This is a genomic window from Sebaldella termitidis ATCC 33386 (assembly GCF_000024405.1).
Classification (GTDB): Bacteria; Fusobacteriota; Fusobacteriia; order Fusobacteriales; family Leptotrichiaceae; genus Sebaldella; species Sebaldella termitidis.
Genome location: NC_013517.1, coordinates 1,526,347 through 1,545,477, shown reverse-complemented (window position 1 = coordinate 1,545,477; position 19,131 = coordinate 1,526,347). Strand labels below are relative to the sequence as shown.

Annotated in this window: 12 protein-coding genes; 3 read left to right on the top strand and 9 right to left on the bottom strand. The window is 35.1% G+C overall.

Translation table 11 applies throughout. From position 1 onward, the window contains the following. Positions 1-273: 273 nt before the first annotated feature. The 9 genes from STERM_RS07200 to STERM_RS07160 all read right to left on the bottom strand — a co-directional run bounded on the left by STERM_RS07200 (position 274) and on the right by STERM_RS07160 (position 16,936). Positions 274-1,218, bottom strand: coding sequence for a transketolase family protein (locus tag STERM_RS07200; RefSeq protein ID WP_012860926.1), 945 nt, complete (start codon positions 1,216-1,218; stop codon positions 274-276). Next, complete coding sequence (locus tag STERM_RS07195) at positions 1,211-2,032, bottom strand: transketolase (RefSeq protein ID WP_012860925.1); 822 nt, start codon at positions 2,030-2,032, stop codon at positions 1,211-1,213. Before STERM_RS07195 ends, STERM_RS07200 begins: the two co-directional genes overlap by 8 nt. A 90-nt stretch (positions 2,033-2,122) precedes the next feature. Then, entirely contained in the window at positions 2,123-3,391 is a 1,269-nt protein-coding gene (locus STERM_RS07190; RefSeq protein WP_012860924.1) for a PTS ascorbate transporter subunit IIC, read from the bottom strand. A gap of 2 nt (positions 3,392-3,393) precedes the next feature. Further along, positions 3,394-3,678, bottom strand: coding sequence for a PTS sugar transporter subunit IIB (locus tag STERM_RS07185; RefSeq protein WP_012860923.1), 285 nt, complete (start codon positions 3,676-3,678; stop codon positions 3,394-3,396). Between the two features lie 12 nt (positions 3,679-3,690). Beyond that, entirely contained in the window at positions 3,691-4,140 is a 450-nt protein-coding gene (locus tag STERM_RS07180; RefSeq protein WP_012860922.1) for a PTS sugar transporter subunit IIA, read from the bottom strand. A gap of 3 nt (positions 4,141-4,143) precedes the next feature. Further along, complete coding sequence (locus STERM_RS07175; protein ID WP_012860921.1) at positions 4,144-6,198, bottom strand: BglG family transcription antiterminator; 2,055 nt, start codon at positions 6,196-6,198, stop codon at positions 4,144-4,146. Between the two features lie 357 nt (positions 6,199-6,555). Beyond that, positions 6,556-14,748 (bottom strand): autotransporter domain-containing protein, encoded by an 8,193-nt coding sequence (locus STERM_RS07170; protein WP_012860920.1) that lies wholly within the window; start codon positions 14,746-14,748, stop codon positions 6,556-6,558. 542 nt (positions 14,749-15,290) lie between these two features. Beyond that, positions 15,291-15,713, bottom strand: coding sequence for a hypothetical protein (locus tag STERM_RS07165; RefSeq protein WP_012860919.1), 423 nt, complete (start codon positions 15,711-15,713; stop codon positions 15,291-15,293). A gap of 68 nt (positions 15,714-15,781) precedes the next feature. After that, positions 15,782-16,936, bottom strand: coding sequence for a replication initiation protein (locus STERM_RS07160; RefSeq protein WP_012860918.1), 1,155 nt, complete (start codon positions 16,934-16,936; stop codon positions 15,782-15,784). A 275-nt stretch (positions 16,937-17,211) separates the two neighbouring features. On the opposite strand from STERM_RS07160, the gene STERM_RS07155 reads away from it, so the two are divergent. The 3 genes from STERM_RS07155 to STERM_RS07145 all read left to right on the top strand — a co-directional run bounded on the left by STERM_RS07155 (position 17,212) and on the right by STERM_RS07145 (position 19,098). After that, positions 17,212-17,667, top strand: a complete 456-nt coding sequence (locus STERM_RS07155; RefSeq protein WP_012860917.1) for a PTS sugar transporter subunit IIA — start codon at positions 17,212-17,214, stop codon at positions 17,665-17,667. Beyond that, positions 17,664-17,969, top strand: coding sequence for a PTS fructose transporter subunit IIB (locus tag STERM_RS07150; RefSeq protein ID WP_012860916.1), 306 nt, complete (start codon positions 17,664-17,666; stop codon positions 17,967-17,969). The genes STERM_RS07155 and STERM_RS07150 overlap by 4 nt, the downstream gene beginning before the upstream one ends. 70 nt (positions 17,970-18,039) lie before the next feature. After that, positions 18,040-19,098: a PTS fructose transporter subunit IIC gene (locus STERM_RS07145; protein ID WP_012860915.1), complete on the top strand. Its 1,059-nt coding sequence runs from the start codon at positions 18,040-18,042 to the stop codon at positions 19,096-19,098. Positions 19,099-19,131 lie beyond the last annotated feature (33 nt).

Here is a 19,131-nt window from a genome sequence, read left to right as displayed (position 1 = left end):
AATAATTATTATTTTTTAAAAATTAGTCTGCACCTCCTTAGTTTTAAAAAAATTATATTATTTTTTTAAAATAATAATGATCAAATTATTTAATTTCATTGAATCTATAACATAGCTAAAACAGTATTGTAGTATATTTTACTTCATGAATTTGATTTTGTCAATTTCTTTTTCAAATTAAATACTAATACAATTCAATGGAAATACAAAGTATTATAAAAAAACTATATCAATTTTTTATGATATAGTTTTGGATTTTTTTACTCGTTAAAATTACTTTTTCATTATATCTTCTGCTGCTATTAATATTTTTTCTTTACTTAATCCGTATTTCTCTTTAACATCTGATGTCTTGCCGGATTCTGTAAATGTATCCTTTATACCTACATATCTGAGAACAGCTTTATGCTCAGCCGTGCCGAGTATTTCTGCCGTGACAGAGCCCAGCCCTCCGTATACAGAATGATTCTCCACTGTTATTATTCCTTTTACAGTCCTTCCTGTTTTTAGTATTAATTCCTTATCTACAGGCTTTATACTTCTTATATTGATTAATTTACATTTATATCCTTTTTCCTTCAAAAGCTTAAATCCTTCAAAAGCCTGTTTGCCCGCTGTACCTTCAAATATCAGAGCTATATCATCACCCTCATCGTATATGACCTGAGCTTTCCCCGGTTCGAATCCTGTATCCTCAGTATTGTATAAAGGTACAACATCTCTTGCTGTTCTTATATAAACAGGCCCGTTTATTTCAATCGCTTTTTTTATCATATCCTTCAGTTCATAAGTATCAGCCGGAATCAATACTGTAAGATTAGGCAGAACTCTCGAAAGTGCTATATCCTCCAGTGCATGATGCGTTGCCCCGTCAGGCCCGTTATCTATCCCCGGATGCGAGCCTATTATTTTTACATTTGCCTTGGAATAACATGCCTGTCTCAGCTGTGTCCATACAGTACCAGTAACAAATATTGAAAAATCCACGAAAAACGGTATCAGCCCTTCAAGGGCAAGTCCTGTTGTCACTCCCATTGAGTTTTGCTCTGCAATTCCCATCTCAAAAAATCTTTCCGGAAATTTTTCAGCAAATTTATTTGTTGTAACTGACGAAGATAAGTCACTGTCTATTACTGCTATCTTTTCATTTTCCTCTGCAAATTCAATAAGTGTCTCCCCTATAAAGTCTCTCGGAGATACCAGCTTGTAATTATCCATTATTATTACCTCCTGTATCTATATCCTTTATGCCGGTTATATATTCCTCTTCCTTAAGTCCTCCGCTGTGCCATTTAGGATTGTTTTCCATGAAACTCACACCTTTTCCCTTTACAGTATCAGCAATTATGAATACAGGCTTCTCCACGATTTCCTTTGCTTTTCCCAGTACTTCGGTGATTTCTTCCATGCTGTGTCCGTTTATTTCCATCAATTCCCAGTTAAAAGCCTTTATTTTATCTCTTAAGGGTTCCAGATTCATCACCTTATTTACATCATCTTTTGAAGAAAGCCTGTTATAATCAAGTATTGCCACGAGATTATCAAGTTTATAGTGAGGTGCCGACATTAATGCTTCCCATACCTGTCCCTCATGAAGCTCTCCATCTCCCAAAATAACATAAACCCTGTTTCCATCCTTTTTTAGTTTTTTCCCAAGGGCCATTCCTATGCCAATAGAAAGCCCCTGTCCGAGCAGCCCTGTATTCGCATCTATTTCAGGAATTTTATTTTTGTCCGGGTGTCCCTGCAGTCTTGAATCTGCCTTTCTAAATGTATCAAATTCACTTTCACTTATAAATCCAAGCTGATTTAATACTGCATATAATGCCGGAGTCGCATGTCCCTTTGACAGTATAACCCTGCTTCTCTCCTTTGCAGTAAAGTCCACTTCATTAGTATAAATTGCAGTAAGAATATCTATTACCGAAAGTGACCCGCCGGGATGTCCCGCATTTGCTTTATATACCATTTCCAGTATTTTTTTTCTATTCTTTTTTGCTTCCTCTTTTAATGTACTAATGTCTTTTTTCATTTTATTCCTCCCAAGTTTTGTCTGAACAATATTTATATCTTATAATGTCAATTTTTAACTATATCCGCAAAATACAAAGAAGACAAAGCACTAACGTCCGAACATTTTTCCCAGATAATATATTACCAGACCTAAAGCTACGAAATCTGTTTCCGGAAAAGTAGTTCCCGAAAGTCCTATTACTTCCATAACAGGATATAACAAAGCCGGTCCTATCGCAATAAGTATTCCGGTTACAAAACCTCCTGCTATTGCACCTTTCCATCCGCCTGTTGCATTACCAAAAACCCCTGCCGTAGCTCCTATGAAGAAATAAGGAATTGCCACGGGAATTATTACTGTCATATGAAGAGCGGCCAGTATAAACATACATAAGAGACCGCCTATATATGCAGATATGAATCCTACTACTGTGGCTGTAGGTGCATACGGGAACACTACGGGACAATCCAGAGCCGGTTTTGCATTTGGTATTAATTTTTCCGATATTCCTACAAATGCAGGAACTATTTCACCCAGAAACATTCTTACCCCTGTTATGATAATATAAAGAGCCGCAGTAAATGTCAGTGACTGAAACAGCGGAAACACAAGCCAGCTTACTCCTCCCGAAAGCTGTTCTACCTTTACTTTACCCGCCATAAATGCTGCTATATAGAAAAATATAATTATGGAAATACTTACAGATACTATATAATCCTTAAATATGGAAAGCCATCCGGGAAGCTTCAGCTTTTCAGTACTTTCGTCCGGATTCCCTACTTTTGAGCCAAGCCATCCTGAAAGTGCATAAGCTATAGTAACATAATGCCCCATTGCTATTTCATCATTACCTGTTACCTTTCTCATCCACGGCTGTGCCAGTGCCGGGTAAAGTGCTGCTGCGAATCCCAGTATTATTCCTCCCATTATTACTACAGTAGTATTCCCAAAATTAAGTGCTTTCAAAACTACTGTCAATAAAGCTGCAAGATACAGATTATGCTGCCCTGTAAGAAATATATATTTAAATTTTGTAAATCTGGCTACAAGCAGATTGCAGATAAATCCCACTACCATTACAAGTGATACCACAGATGCGAATTTTGTCTGGGCAAGTGCCGTTATTGCCTCTGCCAGAGGAAGAACCCCTTTCAGACCGAAGCCCTCACTGAATAATGTCTGAAAGCTGGCAAGAGACGCCACTGCCATACCGGCTCCGCCGCCGAAAATAAGAAAGCCTACTATTGTTTTCAGCGTTCCTGATATTATTTTTTCAGGTCTTTTTTTCTGCAGAATAAGTCCCAATAATGCCATAAGACCCACCAGAATCGGAGCCGATCCCAGAAAGTCAAAGACAAATATTTTCAAAATCTCCATTTTCATACCTCCTCAGTTTCTTTTAGATATTTTTCCAGTTTTTCCTTTATCTCCCCTTTATTCATAAGATCCTCTATTCCAATGGTATATTTTGTCTCTTCCTTTACCTGATCCACCAGATCATTCATAGTTACCACGAAGTCTACATCATAATTACTTAATGCACTTAATACATCATGCTCCATTTCAATGGGAAATTTATTTTCACCTATTACCTGTTCCAGCTTTATTCTAAGCATCATACTGCTTCCCATTCCTGTTCTGCACACTACCAGACCTCTTCTCATACTTCTCACCTCTTATATTTTTTTATTTTTCAAATAAGTATAAATTTTCCCTTCGTCTTTTTCACTGTCCAAAAGTCTGAAAAACTCTTTATCTTCCAGAAGCTCCGATAATTCTTTCAGTATTTCTATGTGTTCATTGCTGCTTTTTATAGCAAGACAAAATATATATTTTACCGGGTCATTATCTACATTTCCAAATTCTACGGGATCTTTCAATGTAACAAGACCAAAGCCTGTTTTTAATATTCCTTCTTCTGCCTTCGCATGGGGAAGTGCCACATTCTTTGTTACCACAAAATATGCCCCCATATCTTTTACCGCTTTCTTCATGGCTTCTATATAGCTTTTAGTTATTACATTATCTTTCAGAAGCTCGTTAGCCCCTTTTTCTATCGCTTCCTCCCAGTTTTCCGCTTCCGTGTCTAATTTTATCCATTCTTTTTTTATGTAATCGGTCAGCATTTTTCACCTCCTGAATCTTTTATATTTATCTAAAATTTCTGTAATTTCCTCTTTTGAGTTTGTTTCTGCCATTTTTTTTCTGAATGAAAACTCTTCTTCAAGTCTGATAATATCCTCCAGACTCTGTACATGATCCTTTTTGTCTACTGCTGACAGGCAGAATAACAAATTTACTTTTTTATTGCCGGGAAATATCACCGGATGTTTTAAATACAAAAGACTTATCCCTGATTTATGTACATTATTCATATTTTCCGCATGGGGAATTGCCAGACCTTCGCTTACTACCATGTATGAACCAAAATTATTTATCAGTTCTATTATACTTTTATAATAACTTTCATCTACATACTTCCCTTTTTCCAAAGGTTTAAATCCTTCCTTTACTGCATCTTCCCATTTTTCCAGCTTTTTCTTTTCAAAGATTATATTTTCCTCTTTCAAAAAATAAAATAAATCCTTTTTTTCTGCTTCATCTCCTCTTATACTTACACTGAAAATATTTTGGAGCTCTTTTCTGAATTTTTCTTTATTTTTTATACTCGCACTCTCATTCAGCTGTTTTACTATCTCTGAAATATCATATGTATTCTGCTTTCTCGAAAAGCCGTGTTCATTTAATATTGCCGTATCCTTTTCCGTGAGAAACGGCGAAACCTTAATTACAGGAACACTGATATTTTCCTTTACATTAATATTCAGATCTGCGGTTGTAATAACAGCATCTATATTTCGATAAGATTTATCAATTTCCAGATAAGATATTATTTTTATTTCATTCAGTTCATAGGCTCTCTGAAGCTTATATGCCAGTATATTTGTCGTACCGAAGCCTCCTATGCACACCAGCAGTACATTTTTTATTTCCCCGTTATTTTTATTTCTTTCCAAAGCTGCCTGAAAGTGAATAAGAAAAAGCAGAAGTTCATTTTCGGGAAATTCAATATTTATAAGTTTTTCCAAAGCCTTCAGCTCTTCCTTTATTACTGTAAAAAGTCTCGGATAGATTTCCCGTGCCTCTTCGTAATATACCTCCATGCTTTTTAGATTTATATTATTTCGTATTCTGTAAATTGCAGGCTTTATGTGATTCATCAGACCTTCAAGAAGCCAGACATCATCTTCAAGGTTTATTTGCAGCTTTCCCCCTACATTTTTTATTATTTCCTTTATAAATATGTTTATTTTTATCCATACATCAAATATGGACGTATTATATGAATATGAAAATAATCCCGTTAAAAAATCCGCTATCTGTAATTTTTCATTTTCTGTAAACAATATTTCAAAATTTTTCTCCAGCAATATTATTTCCTTGTTTATCTTTTGATATTCCTCTGTGGTTTTCAGGAAATTAGCATTTTCATTCTTCAAAATCAGGTTATTGGTTCTTATTCTCTGAATTGTGATAATGAGGTACATATAAAAGGTTTTGTAGAGTTTATTTGCCTTCAGGTTATGCTCGGAAATATTTTTCAAAAATTTTTCTATGAGAAGCTGCTCCTCTTTGCTAAACATCTTTTTCAAAACATCTATAACTATGTTATTTCCGATTCCGTTCAGATATTCATCTATATATTCATCCAGCGTATCAATAAGCAGTTTTCTTTTTTCAAACTCATCATTTACCGGAAAACAAAGTGAATTGTTCACTATCTCTATTCCTGTCTTTTTCATTTCCAGTGAAGCCAGATCCTTTTTTACTGTTGTCCTGCTTACATCCAGCTCTTCTGTAAGTCTTCTCAGGTTTATTTTTCCTTCGAACAGGAGTTTTATAAATATATAATCTTCTCTTTCATGCTTTGATACTTTTTCCACTTCCTTTAAGTCCTCTATTATTCCCAGCATTTTCGGAGTATTGTTCATATGCAGCCTGCCTCTTTTGTTTATAATATATGAAGCAGTTTTTTCATTTGATACAATAAAATTGATATTATCAATCTCATATCTCACTATTCTTTCGGATAACAGCAGATTTTCCCCGATATCCCTGATTGTAGTTTCCCCCTTTCTGGAAACATACTCCAGAATTTTTATTGTTCTAGAACTAATAATCATATTTAACCCTCATTTCAACTATAGTCACTTATAATATACCCCAAATAGGGAAAAAGGAAAGATTCACAAATTTGTATTATAAAGTTACAAAAAGTTTTAAAAATTCTTTTATTCCAAACACAAAATTGTATAAACAAATAAACGATAATACCGGAAAAAAATTCCCCGTACTTTATTCTGTCTGTCGTCAGAATAAGTATAATACTAAAAAATTACTGCTTTTATAATATAAAATGGAACCATTTAGAAAATACACATCTGCATGTATTAATCTATTCGGTTCCATTTATTTGTACCTGTTTATCTCTCCCAAAATTTTATTTCGGGAAGCTATTATCATTTACTATATTTTTTATCTTAGAATACTGCTTTCAGAGAAACTCCCGCTCTGTAATCCTCTTTGTCATTTTCTCCTGTTACATATTCCCCTGTAAGGAATATTCCGTATCTATTTTCTACTTCCACACCTATAGCAGCCTTGCTTCTAAATGCTCCTTTTTCATCCTCTGGTTTTGAAAGCTCGTGATAATCACTTTCTATTGCTGTTAATCTTGCATATTCTCTCTCATTTATATCTGCCAGTTCATATTCATATGCCAGATCAATAGTTCCCTTTAATTTCCATGCTGTATTTGCTCCCAAAGGAACTTCTGCCTTAAGCTCTACTCCAGCTCTAGGTTTTACGCTCCATGCATCATTTCCGTCCACCTGAAGACTTTCCAGTCCGTCTTCCGTAAAATCAGGTCTTGTCATATATACTGCTTTTATCGCTCCATATGGTGTTATACTTGCATTTTTACCAAGTGCCAATTCTTTCCCGAGAATATTATCGCTTGAAATACTGTATACTTCATATCTGCTGCTCATCTCTGATCTTCCGTCTTTTGTCGGCCACATGATATTTCTGTCCATATCATGGAAGCTTACTCTTCCTGTAAGATTATTTTTTATTTTCCAGCTGTCCGTTGTGTATTTATTATGAAATCCAAGCTGTATTGTATTTACTGTTTCCTCGCTGTCATTATTATCCTTCATATCAAAATTGGTATTTGCATATCCCAGCGAGTAGCCAAATGTATGTCTGTATGTTCTTTCTACTTCTCTAAGTGCTATTACTCCTGTTGTTCTGTAATCATACGGCACTACACCGTCTGTATCCTCTTTTAATTCACCTTTTCCTGCTATTACATTTATTTTTACATTTTCTTTTGTATTATTTTCCGAATCCTGAAGGAAATTCACGGAATTATCAAATACTGCCTCTATATCCATTTCTCTCTGATTTATATTGGCATATACATTTCCTGCAAGACTTGCCATTACATGTCTCAAGTCCTTGTCGGAAGTCAGCCAGTTTGCTTTATTGTATATTTTTAGTGCATCTCCCGCAGAACCTGAATAATTATTGTCCATATTAGCGGCAAAATCTTCATACCATAAGCCTTCAGATAATGTATGAAATAACTTTTTCGTAGCTATAAGATCGATTGATGTTCCGTCATCCTTATTATATGCCGGTGTTATTGCCCATAGAATAGACTGGCTTATTACATCAAAATCATTTATATCCAGTCCCGAAGTAGACGTAAATGTTTTCAGAAGCTGTATTGCCGTTGCTGTTGTTCCTTCTGCAAAGTCAGGCGTAACCTCTACCAGCATACCCTTATCTATTTTTCCTCCTGTGAATTTCACTGCATCATATATAAAGTCTATATTTCCTGAGCTTATTACAGTAGTCGATGGATTTTGAAGATCAGGCTTTATTATCAGATTAATCCCGTCAAGAAGAAAATTATTATCTACATTTATTACACCTGAGTTTACTATTGTCGGTTTTGCATAAGACGGCAGCACAGTTCCCGGAAGCTTTTCAGTATATCCGTAAAGGCTTGTTGCCGCCACTGATGCACTGGAAGCACTTGCTACTGCACTGTCCACATCATCGGCAAGCACAAGACCGGTTATAGTCCCGTGGTTTTCCAGCACTGAACCGCTTCTCAGCACCACTCCCGCCACACTTGTTCCCAATGCACTTATTACAGCATTGTTAACTACCTTCGAGCTTGCTTCCGCCATTATACCCACACTGTTTTCTCCGCTTACTTCTATTAATCCGTTGTTTATCAGTGTAGTATTTCTGTTTATAGAAGCTCCTACCGAATTTTTCCCCGATAAGATTATCTGCCCGTTATTAATGACATTATAGCTTCCGCTTCCTTCCACAAGTAAGCCTACTGTATTATCCCCGGAAGAAATTATTTTCCCGTTTATATCATTTATAAGATCACCGGTCTGACCATATGAATAAATTCCTATACCACGCTGTCCTATATGTATTTCTCCGTTATTATATATTTTTGACTGATCCCCGTAGATTCCTACTGCATATCTGTGGCTTGAATCAGAAGGATCATCAGCTTTGGCAGGATTATAGTATGTATCTCCCAATAGTATATCTGCTGTATTTATAATTTCAGAATTTTTACCATATATTCCCACTCCGTAATTATGTGCAGCTCCGTTTATATTTCCGCTGTTTGTTATTTTCCCGTCTTTACCGTAGAAATAAATTACTCCGTCACCACTTGAAGATAGTGTCCCGTAATTTTCAAGCTCGGCACCGCTTGTGTAAAATCCTATAGCTTCTGTTCCAAGTGCTGCATTGCCGTGATTTATTATTTTTGAGCCTGCACCTTTTGAATAACCTATTATACTGTCGCTTCCCACATTTATATTAGGGGAGAAATTGGTAATAACTGCACCATTATTGGCATATAGTGCCACTCCGCTCTCTATTACCTGATTTCCGGAAACTATCTTTCTTATTCCGTTCCCTACTGATACACCGGCTCCGAGACTTACTGTCCCTGTTCCTCCTGACATATAAATCCCTACTGATGCATCACCGAGACTAATACTGGAATCATGCGTTACTGTTCCTCCTGCTGAATATATTCCGGCAGTATAACTGCCCCCTGTTATATTTCCTGTAGTATTGGAAATATTTACATTCTGTGTTCCGTATATTCCCATCAGCATATTATTTATATCAGAAGCAGAACCCATATTTATATTATTTTCATTTATTATATTAAGTGCTCCGAGAATATTTCCGCTGCTGTCAAGAGTACTTCCGTATATTCCCAGTGAATTAGCACCTGTTATATTTATGGCTGCCTTGTTTCTTATTGTATATGTTCCGCCGTCATCTACTTTTACAAGTAATCCTTTATTTTCAAAGCTTCCTGCCAATATATTGGCATTTATTGCCGTTGTATTTTCAATATTGGAGTTTATTCCTATTATCCCTGTAGAATTAGAGCCTGTTATATTCATAGTACCGCCGAGAAGATTCATCATGCTGTTTTTTACGTAAGCACCTTCGGAATTATTCCCCAGAGTCATTGTTCCCAATGATTTAGCCTCTGCATTTGCCCCAAGAAGATATATAGCCGAACCTGAATCCATAACTGAGAAATTTTTTCCTCCAAGATCTATTTTACTCTGATCAAGGTAAATTCCTATTTTATTCCCCAGAGTTGTTCCATTGGCTGTATAAGTTATATTTGTATTATTTTCTGCATAAATCAGTGTACCGCCTTCAGTAGAAAAATTTCCGCCTGAAATTGTCATAGCTGTATTATTTCCGTAAAAGGCTATTCCGCCTTCTCCCACTGAAATATTTCCTCCGGTATTGTTAATAATAGAGTTTCTTCCTCCATAAATAGCAATAATACTGTTTGTTCCAGGATTATCCACTGTTATATTTCCCGAATTTGTAATTGTAGAATTATCCGTAAATATTCCAAATCCGTTATCAGAAAGATTAATACTTCCCGTATTTGTAATTGCAGTAATCGGTGCTCCCAAAACTCCCGTCGAGGACATTTTCGCATAAATTCCCAAAGCATTTGCCTGGGTAGAGCTTATTGTCCCTGCATTTGTTACACTTCCGCCAAGCTCAAGTGAATCCAGATATATACCAATTCCTGCATAAGGCATCTCTATTACTGCTCCAGAATCATTTACCACGCTTGTAAGGTTTATTGTACTGCTTTCGGCAAGTATACCTATTCCTGCACTTGCACTGCTGCTGTTACCGACTATTACTTTCCCCTTATTTACTGCTCTTGCTCCTGCCAGTGACTGTATACCTACACTTCCGGAAGAATTTGACATATCTACTACATATCCGCTGTTCAAAAGTACTTCTTCCGTCACAGGCAGTACTGTATATCTGTTTTGTACCGCTACCCCGTATGTAGCTGTTATATTACTGCTGGTATATATATTTCCGTTTATTTCCAGCCTTCCGTCCTTAGCTCTGTGACCGTAATATCTTACTGCCGGATCCAGTGTTATATCTCCTGCTACTGTTTCATTTTTTTCCGAATAAACAATCCGTTCTACCTTCGGTGCAAGACCGAGACTGTCCAGCTGTGTCGGAGTTATTGTTGTACCGTTTACCCTTACATCAGAAGTATTTCCTTTTAATAAAAAGGCTATTCCCGAATTCATTGAAAGAGTATTTGCATTTAGAGCACCTGATGTAAAATCCAGTACTGCATTATCAAGATAAAAACCTGTGGACTGCATATTGTTAGTACCTGCAAATACTAATGAAGCCGATGGATCTCTTTTCAGCGTACCGCTGTTTTTATAAATCCCGAGTGAATTTTCTCCAAGAGACACACTTCCGTTATACTCTATGTTTCCGGTATTTGTATCAAAGTACACACCTACAGATTCTTTTCCTGAAATTACATTGGTACCCACAGGATTGCTAAAAGCTGTATCCTTGGCATAAATTCCCACACTCTGCTTGCCTGAGGTATTTGAATCCCCTACAGTTATGCCTGTCGGCATACTTCCAGTTACATTTACGTTATCAAGATATAATCCCAGACTTTCGTTTCCTAATACTATATTGCTTGTCCCGCTTCCAAAATCTACGGTTTTATTGCCTGCATCCCCTTTTATATAGATACCGTAGGATAATTTTCCTGCATTTATGCTTATATTTCCTGTATTTTTAAATCCGCCTTTTCCTACATATATACCTGTCAGTTTTTCAAGGCCTGTCATTTCAAGTCCGTTAATTTCTGCATTTGTAGTATTTCCGGAAGTATAAACACCTATCATATTGTCCTCACTGCCTGTAAGGATTATCTTTCCAGTTTTTAGCGCCCCTGCTGCCGAAGTATTATTTTGGAATACACCTGTATTTCCTGCAGTTATATCTCCTGTTGTTATATTTGTTATATTATTTGCATAAATTCCTAATCCTGATCTCTGATTTACAGTTACTGCATTTGTTCCCAGATTTATGGTACCGTTGGTTCCAGCTCCTCCAGAAACGTATATTCCAAATCCGCCTCCGTTCTGAAGAGAAGTTCCTACTTTTATTGATCCGCCGGTTATATTTATGCTTCCTGCCGAAGACGTGGCATAAATTCCTCCTGCAAGCTGTGCAGTAGTTGTATTTCCTGTATTAATAGTATTTATTTTTAATGTTGTATTGGATACAAGGTCTGTTAAATAAGCTCCTATACCACTGTTACCAAGATTAACCGTCAGATAATCCGGCTGTGTTCCTGTAATGCTGTCTGTATAGGTAATATTTTTTCCGTAAATACCTATATTATTTTCGCCGTTAAGAAGATTTATTTTTACTCCGTTTTTCACTTCCAGTACTGCAGTATCTCCCACGATTCCAATACTTTTCCCGATATTATTCCCGGCGATTTCCAGTGAGCCTGCCTTAATAGTGCTGTTCTTTCCATAGATTCCGATCGTATTTTCTCCGGAAAGGTTTATTTTATTTGAAATTTCGGCATCAGTATTTTCAAGTGTAAATCCGATTCCTTGATATACAGCATTTCCAGACACACTGATTTCCCCTGTACTTTTCAGTCCTATCTTTTCAGCTGCACTTAATCCCTTAGTTATAACTGCACTTCCGCCGATTCCAAGAGTTATATTCCCGCTGTTTTCCACTTTCCCTACTAGTGTCCCGTTCACTTTAGAATTTTCGGCATAGATTCCTATTGCCTTTTGAGAATAGTTTAAAGCATCAGAAGCTTTATCAGTTATAAATCCGGTATTGGATATATTACTTCCTTTTCCGTAAATACCTATATAGTTATAATTCCCGGGTGTCGCAACTGCGCCTTCAGTTGCTACAGCTGAAGCCAGTGCTGCTATTGGACCGCTTTGTGCCGTAAGTCCCAGAAATATTCCGCCTTTATTTTCTACTGTTGAATATAGACCATTTATCCCTATAGTATACTGACTTGCACTGTTTCCTGTGGAATAAATGAATATTTTTCCGTCTATGTCATTTCTCACTGTAACCAAGTCTAATTGAGGATTATAAGAACCTATATTTCTTACATCAGAAGCTAGTCCGGCTGAATTTTTTCCTCCTAAAAATATGACACCATCCTGTGTGGAATAATTATAAGTTTTCCCTGCTATTGTCATACTGAAAGTTGTTGTTTTATTTTCAATTATACTATCAATATTAGGATCATTATCCAAAGTTGTTGTTCCTGCTGACATCCCCGGTGCAGTAGACATCATTCCAGTTATATCTCCGTTTACGCTTCCGCCTTTTCCAGCACTGCTTTTACTTATATTCTTAGTAATAGAAGAAGAAGCCGCGTTATCTTTATCGTAATCAGCTCCGCCCGTTACACCGTCTCCATTTTTTATGATTATTTTTTTATCCGTATTTTGTGTATTGTTATGTTTTTTTGTATCGCTTGTACCAGATACTGCTTTTACATTTTCTGCATTTTCAGTTACAATTATTGCACCATCATTAACTCCCAATGCCAGACTTCCAGGATTAGAAGATGCCGCATAAAGCCAGTTTTCCCTGTCAATCCCTATTGTATTTCCCGAATTAATCAGCATTACTCCTTTATTCCAAACCTCACCTGTTCCTTTATGTCTTAAAAGAATATTATTTCCACTATTTGAAGTTATTGTTCCTTCATTATCATTTAAAACAAACGAATTATCATTCCCAGTACCCAGTGTGTTATCTGCAAAAGCAGCTATACCTACATTCCCCTCTGTATATCCTCCTGGTCTTCCATTTACATTTATATTTACTTTACCTTTATTTATAAGTAAATTTATATTCGCTTCTGTTACTTCTGTTTTATGTGAAGTAGGCTCACTATCTACCTGATTCATTAATATTCCGTAATTTCCCCAACCGTTTATATTCATGACACCATTTATTCCATTTACCAAGTATCTCTGCTTCGCACCGCTATTGGCATCATCACCCCTGGAAAGATATGCCATAGCAACACCACCCGGAATACTCGCCTGTCCGTTATGAGAAGCAGCATTCAGTATCATTGTTCCCCCATTATATACAGAAGTACTGAACGGTACACCTCCGGATAGAACCGAATCCACAGTATCACCAAATATAAATGCGTCTGATGAAGCCGCTGATATTGTTATCTTCCCATAATTTGCAAGTAATGTAGCATTGTTTCTGTTTTCTGCAAAAAATCTCCCGTATGAACTTGCAGGACTGGGATTTGAATTTGTAAATTCTATATCAGTCCCCTGAGCAAAAAACATTTTTCCGCCAGGACTGTTAACAATATGAAAAGTGTCTGTTATTGTAAAAACACGGTTATAATTCATTGAAACTATTTTATTATTATATGTATCGTGGTTTACTACACCTCCGCTCAGATTCATCGGAGCCCCCGCATTATGTCCTGCACTAAAATTAAAGTTTATAACAGGTGAATTAATGGTAGCAGAAGGATTTACAGTAATATTAATCGTAGGTGCCTGCGGTGTCGGTGCTGTTATTCCTCTGAAATCTGTTATCATTATTTTTTCTACTTTTGTATTTGGAAGATTTACTATTATCGGGTTTATTGCTTTTTCCACTATTTTTATCTGAGGATCAAGTGAAAAATCCAATACTTCTTTTATTGGTATCGAAGCCCCCAGTTTTATATTATTAGGATCTTCTTTCTGATGAAATGATTTAAAAGTACCAGAAAGATTACTCGGACTATAAAAAATATTCTTCTGTTCATCAGTCAGAGAATTTATCACATTCCTGTCACCGTTAAAAAGTGCCTCTACCTGGTTTGAAGTCAGTCCTGCCGCCAGAAGCTCATTATATATTCTTAAATTTACTGTTAATTTACCGCTCTGTGTTCTTGCTGAAGTATAATAATCAGCATTTTCCATTGTATTATCGCCTTTTTCATTTTCTGCATAAAATCCTGTAAAAAATACCTGCCATTCCAAATATTCCGGCTTTACTACATAATCCCCCTGCAGATATAAATCCTTTAATTCTTTATTCTTCTTTTTTAGAATATTTTCTATAACCTGATAATTTTTCTGTGTAGAATTTCCTTTTTCTATATTTTTTACTATATTATTATACATTCTTTCATATTTACTGCCGGACAGACCTGTTCCGCCTGCTGTATCGGCATAAGATGTCAAAATTGAGTTAAGAGCTAAAAATAATACTAACAGTTTTTTATTTTTTTTCACATTTCCTCCTTAAGTATTTTATAATTATATATTTATTTTTAATCTCCTTTCATAAAATTTTATTTTTTAATATTCTTACATTACTTCAAAACTAATTTATATTCTTTCATTACTTCCCATTTAATAATACTAAAAACAATACAAGCTGTCAATTGACTTTATTTATCCTTTTATATTATTTAATATAAAAATTATATTTAAATAATATAAACATAATTTTATTGTCAGATAAGTAATCGATTTCATAAAATATTACTTACAAGCTTTATTTTCTAAGGCAATTCAAAATTATATCCAAACTCTGTTTTAATTAGTTTAGAAGTATAAAACAAAATTTATTTCAAATAAAGAAATTGTCGTACTTCCAACTTTTTTATATTTTTTTGCTTTTATAAATTTATTTTCTAAAATAATAATATTTACTCTTTCAAAACTATAATTTTCATAGTATATTCAGTCTATTTAATAATTTCCCTTCTTAAAATAATTAAAAATCAGCAATAAAAAAAACCGGCATTTCTCACCGGCTTATTCTTCTGTTTCTATTTTTTGGCATAATTTGTCTCAAATTTTAATTCTTTATCTCTGTACTTATCTTCAAGTGCTTCTCTTTCGGAAATCATTTTATCTATTTTTGCCCAGTCTGGATTATTCTTTCTTTTTTCATAATGTATTTCTGTTTTTTTATTTTCTATTTTTACCAGAAGATCCTTATTATCCTTCATGAACTTTAATTTTGCCTTGTCATAGTCCACTTCTCTCTGGTCAAATTCAAGCTCTGCATTTTTTGCTGCGAGCTTTCCTTTGTTATCCTTGTACTTTATCTGATTCAGCTTTTTTTTCTCATCTATCTTTCTCTGTTTTTCATTTATTTTATTCTGCTTTTTTACCAAATCCTCTGATACACTCCCCGCTGTTAAAACAGCAGCAAACAAAATAAATAAAACAGCTAATTTTTTTTTCATATCTACCTCCGGTATTTTTTCTGTTAGAATAATTATACCATTACAATGTGATATTAGTGTGAACTTTTTTATTTTTTTGTATTTTTGTATATTTTTATGAATCTCTTCTCAGGATTTTCGGAATAACAGGCTGTTATTTTATAATATTTATTTTCATACTTCAGATTCTTTTCAATAGCAAGAGTGTTTAATATGTCCAAAAGTACGGGAAGCTCGAATCTTGTCTGAAGCAGTACTCTCCCCATTCTGTTTTTAAATTTTGAAAATTTTTCAAGACCGTCTTTTATATCCTCATACAGCATAAATCCCTCGGTTTCTTCTTTATTCTCCACATATATTTCATCAAGCGTCTTAAAGAACATATCTTCCAGAGCAAGATTCCCGTGCTTTTCTTTGGAATATTTTATTACCTTATATACGAAATCATATCCTTCCCTGTAATAAAAATCCTCGGTTTTCTCCCTTACAGAGTTTTTATTTCTGATATCTGCCGGAAACATATTCAGAAGATGCTGTATCTTTTCATTATCCTCTTTTAAATATATATGAAAAACAAGAGATTTTACTTTACTCTTAGGATTATTATTCTCTTTTATTTTATCCACGGATATAAAATACTGTGAATAGCTGTTTATATCCTTTAATGTCGGCTCTATAATTTTTCTTTCAAGATCATACATTCTCTTATACATATCAGCAGCATCCATTAGTTCTTTATATTTTTCCAGTTCTATCTCCACGCTGTTTTTTCTTTTGATGGAATCCAGACTTCTGCTTAGCTCTTTATATAATATAAGACTTCTTTCCAGCTCCAGCTCTATAGAAACAAGAAAATCCAGTGCCGAAAAATAATTTTCCTCTCCGGTGCTTTCCAGTATTTCTTTCGGAAATACATAGCTGAGAATATCCTGCTGTATGCTGTAAGAGCTTAAAAGATTAAATCTTCCCCGCATAATTTCAGTATTATCAGCAGAGATAACTGTATAAATTATTTTATTCTCCAAAATTTTCTCAAGATTTTTTTCAAATTCAAAAATTTCGATAATATTATATCTTACATTTAAGTATCTGAATATTTTTTTTATCTCAAGTTTGAACTCTATAATATTTTTATCTTCCTCATATACCTTTTTAGCTTCAAGAAACAGGTATTTGAAGAGCTTTTTTTGCTGCTTACTCAAAGACAGTGACATTTTTATCCTGTTTGAAAATTTTTTATTCACAGACCGCCTCCTATATAACGATTCAATAATATTTTTTCGTCGTCTATAATTGATTATAGTTTTTTTAGGTTTATTTTTCAAGTTTTTTTTATTTCCAAAGACGACTGAAAAAAATAATCTGTCAATTTTTGATTGACTATATATTTTTTCATTATATACTTCTAGTGTGAATAAGCTGTGCTACAAAAGCTGATCACTAAAATCCTTTTTACAGCCAAAGGAGTTATATATAAAAATACTCATGAGTTTTTATAAATATCAGAAAGGAAACTGCTATGTCAAATCTTTACAGTGAAAGACTAATTGCCGTGAATCTGGAGGCAGACTCCAAGGATTCGGCAATTGAACAGCTTATCTGTATGCTGGATAAAGAAAACAGAATAAATTCTTTATCAGAATTCAGAGACTCCATATATGAAAGAGAAAATGAATCTACTACAGAAGTGGGAGAATATACTGCTATACCGCATGGACGGTCAGAAACGGTAATAGAAAACTCGGTCTGTATTGCTACTCTGAAAAAACCGGTTATATGGAATTTTGAAACAAAAGAAGAAATCGATATTATCTTTATGCTTGCAGTAAAAAAAGATTCCTCAGACACACATATAGAGATACTGTCCGAGCTTGCATCAAAAATTATGGAGGAAGACTTTATTTCCAATATAAAAAATTCTGACAGCAAAAATGAAATTTATAAGATTATTACAGAAAAGGAGGATTCCAAATGAAAAAAATAGTTGCAATTACTGCCTGTCCTACAGGGATAGCCCATACTTTTATGGCTGCCAAAGCTCTTGAAACTGCAGGAAAAAAATTAAATTATGATATAAAGGTGGAAACTCAGGGTGCTACCGGAATAAAAAACAAAATCACTGTACAGGAAATCGCTGATGCTGATGCTGTTATATTTGCAGTGGAGACTAAAGTAAGAGAAGAAGAAAGATTTAAGGATAAAATCATACACAAAATTTCTGTAAAGGAAGCTATCAAAAATGCTGAAAAAGCTATCAATGATGCTCTGGCATTATAATTTGTCATACTCTAAAAAATGAATACAAGCGATTTTATCTGTTATTTTGAAATTAATTTTAGGAGGAAACATGAAAAATTTTTTTATTGATTTAAAAAGACACTTTTTAACAGGAATCTCATATATGATTCCGTTAGTAATAGCCGGAGCTGTGATCATGGGAATAGCCAGAATAGGTTCTTCTTTTTACGGAGTCGTGGATATATGGGATGCTTCACACGCTGAAAGCAGTCATGCACTGGTAAAGCTTTTTCATACTATGGATGGTATAGGCGGTCTTGCGCTTGGGCTGATGCTTCCGTTTATTGCAGGATTTATAGCTTTTTCCATTATAGACAGACCTGGAATAGTACCGGGATTCGTAGCAGGGCTTCTTGCTAAAAATATGAATACCGGATTTCTAGGAGCACTTGCCGCAGGTATACTTGCAGGATACACAGTAAAATTTATTCTAGAAAAAATGCAGCTTCCTGATTTTGCAGCAGGTATTACGGCTATTTTTCTGGCACCTGTTTTGGGAACTCTCGTTACCTGCCTTCTTATGCAGTATGTCGTGGGAGCACCGCTTGCCGGCATTAACAGAGCTCTTGAATTATGGCTTACAAGTATGACAGGTACAAATAAAATCGTTCTTGCTGCTATTATCGGCGGAATGGTCGGTTTTGATCTCGGCGGCCCTGTTAATAAAGCAGCGGTTACTACAGCCATGGCTCTTCTTACTTCCGGAATCACTACACCCAATACTGCTGCTCAGGTAGCAATAATTGTTCCTCCTATAGGCTTGGGAATCGCTACTCTTCTGTCAAAGAAAAAGTATGACGAATCTATGCTTGAAGCCGGAAAGTCTTCTATTTTAATGGGACTTGTCGGTATTTCAGAAGGTGCAATACCTTTTGCCATAGAATCTCCGTTAAAAGTAATTCCTATAAATGTAATAGGCTCAGCACTGGCTTCTGCTCTTGCAGTCATGTTCGGAGCAAATAACCCCGCGCCTATTTCAGGTTTTTACGGATGGTTTACTGTGGAAAAATGGCCGCTGTATGTTTTATCTATATTTATCGGTGCATTTTTTATAGCTTTTGCAAATATACTTCTCAGAAAACCGGCTCAAGAGCTGGCTGCCGAATAAATTCTAATTTTATAACAAAACAAAAATATGCCA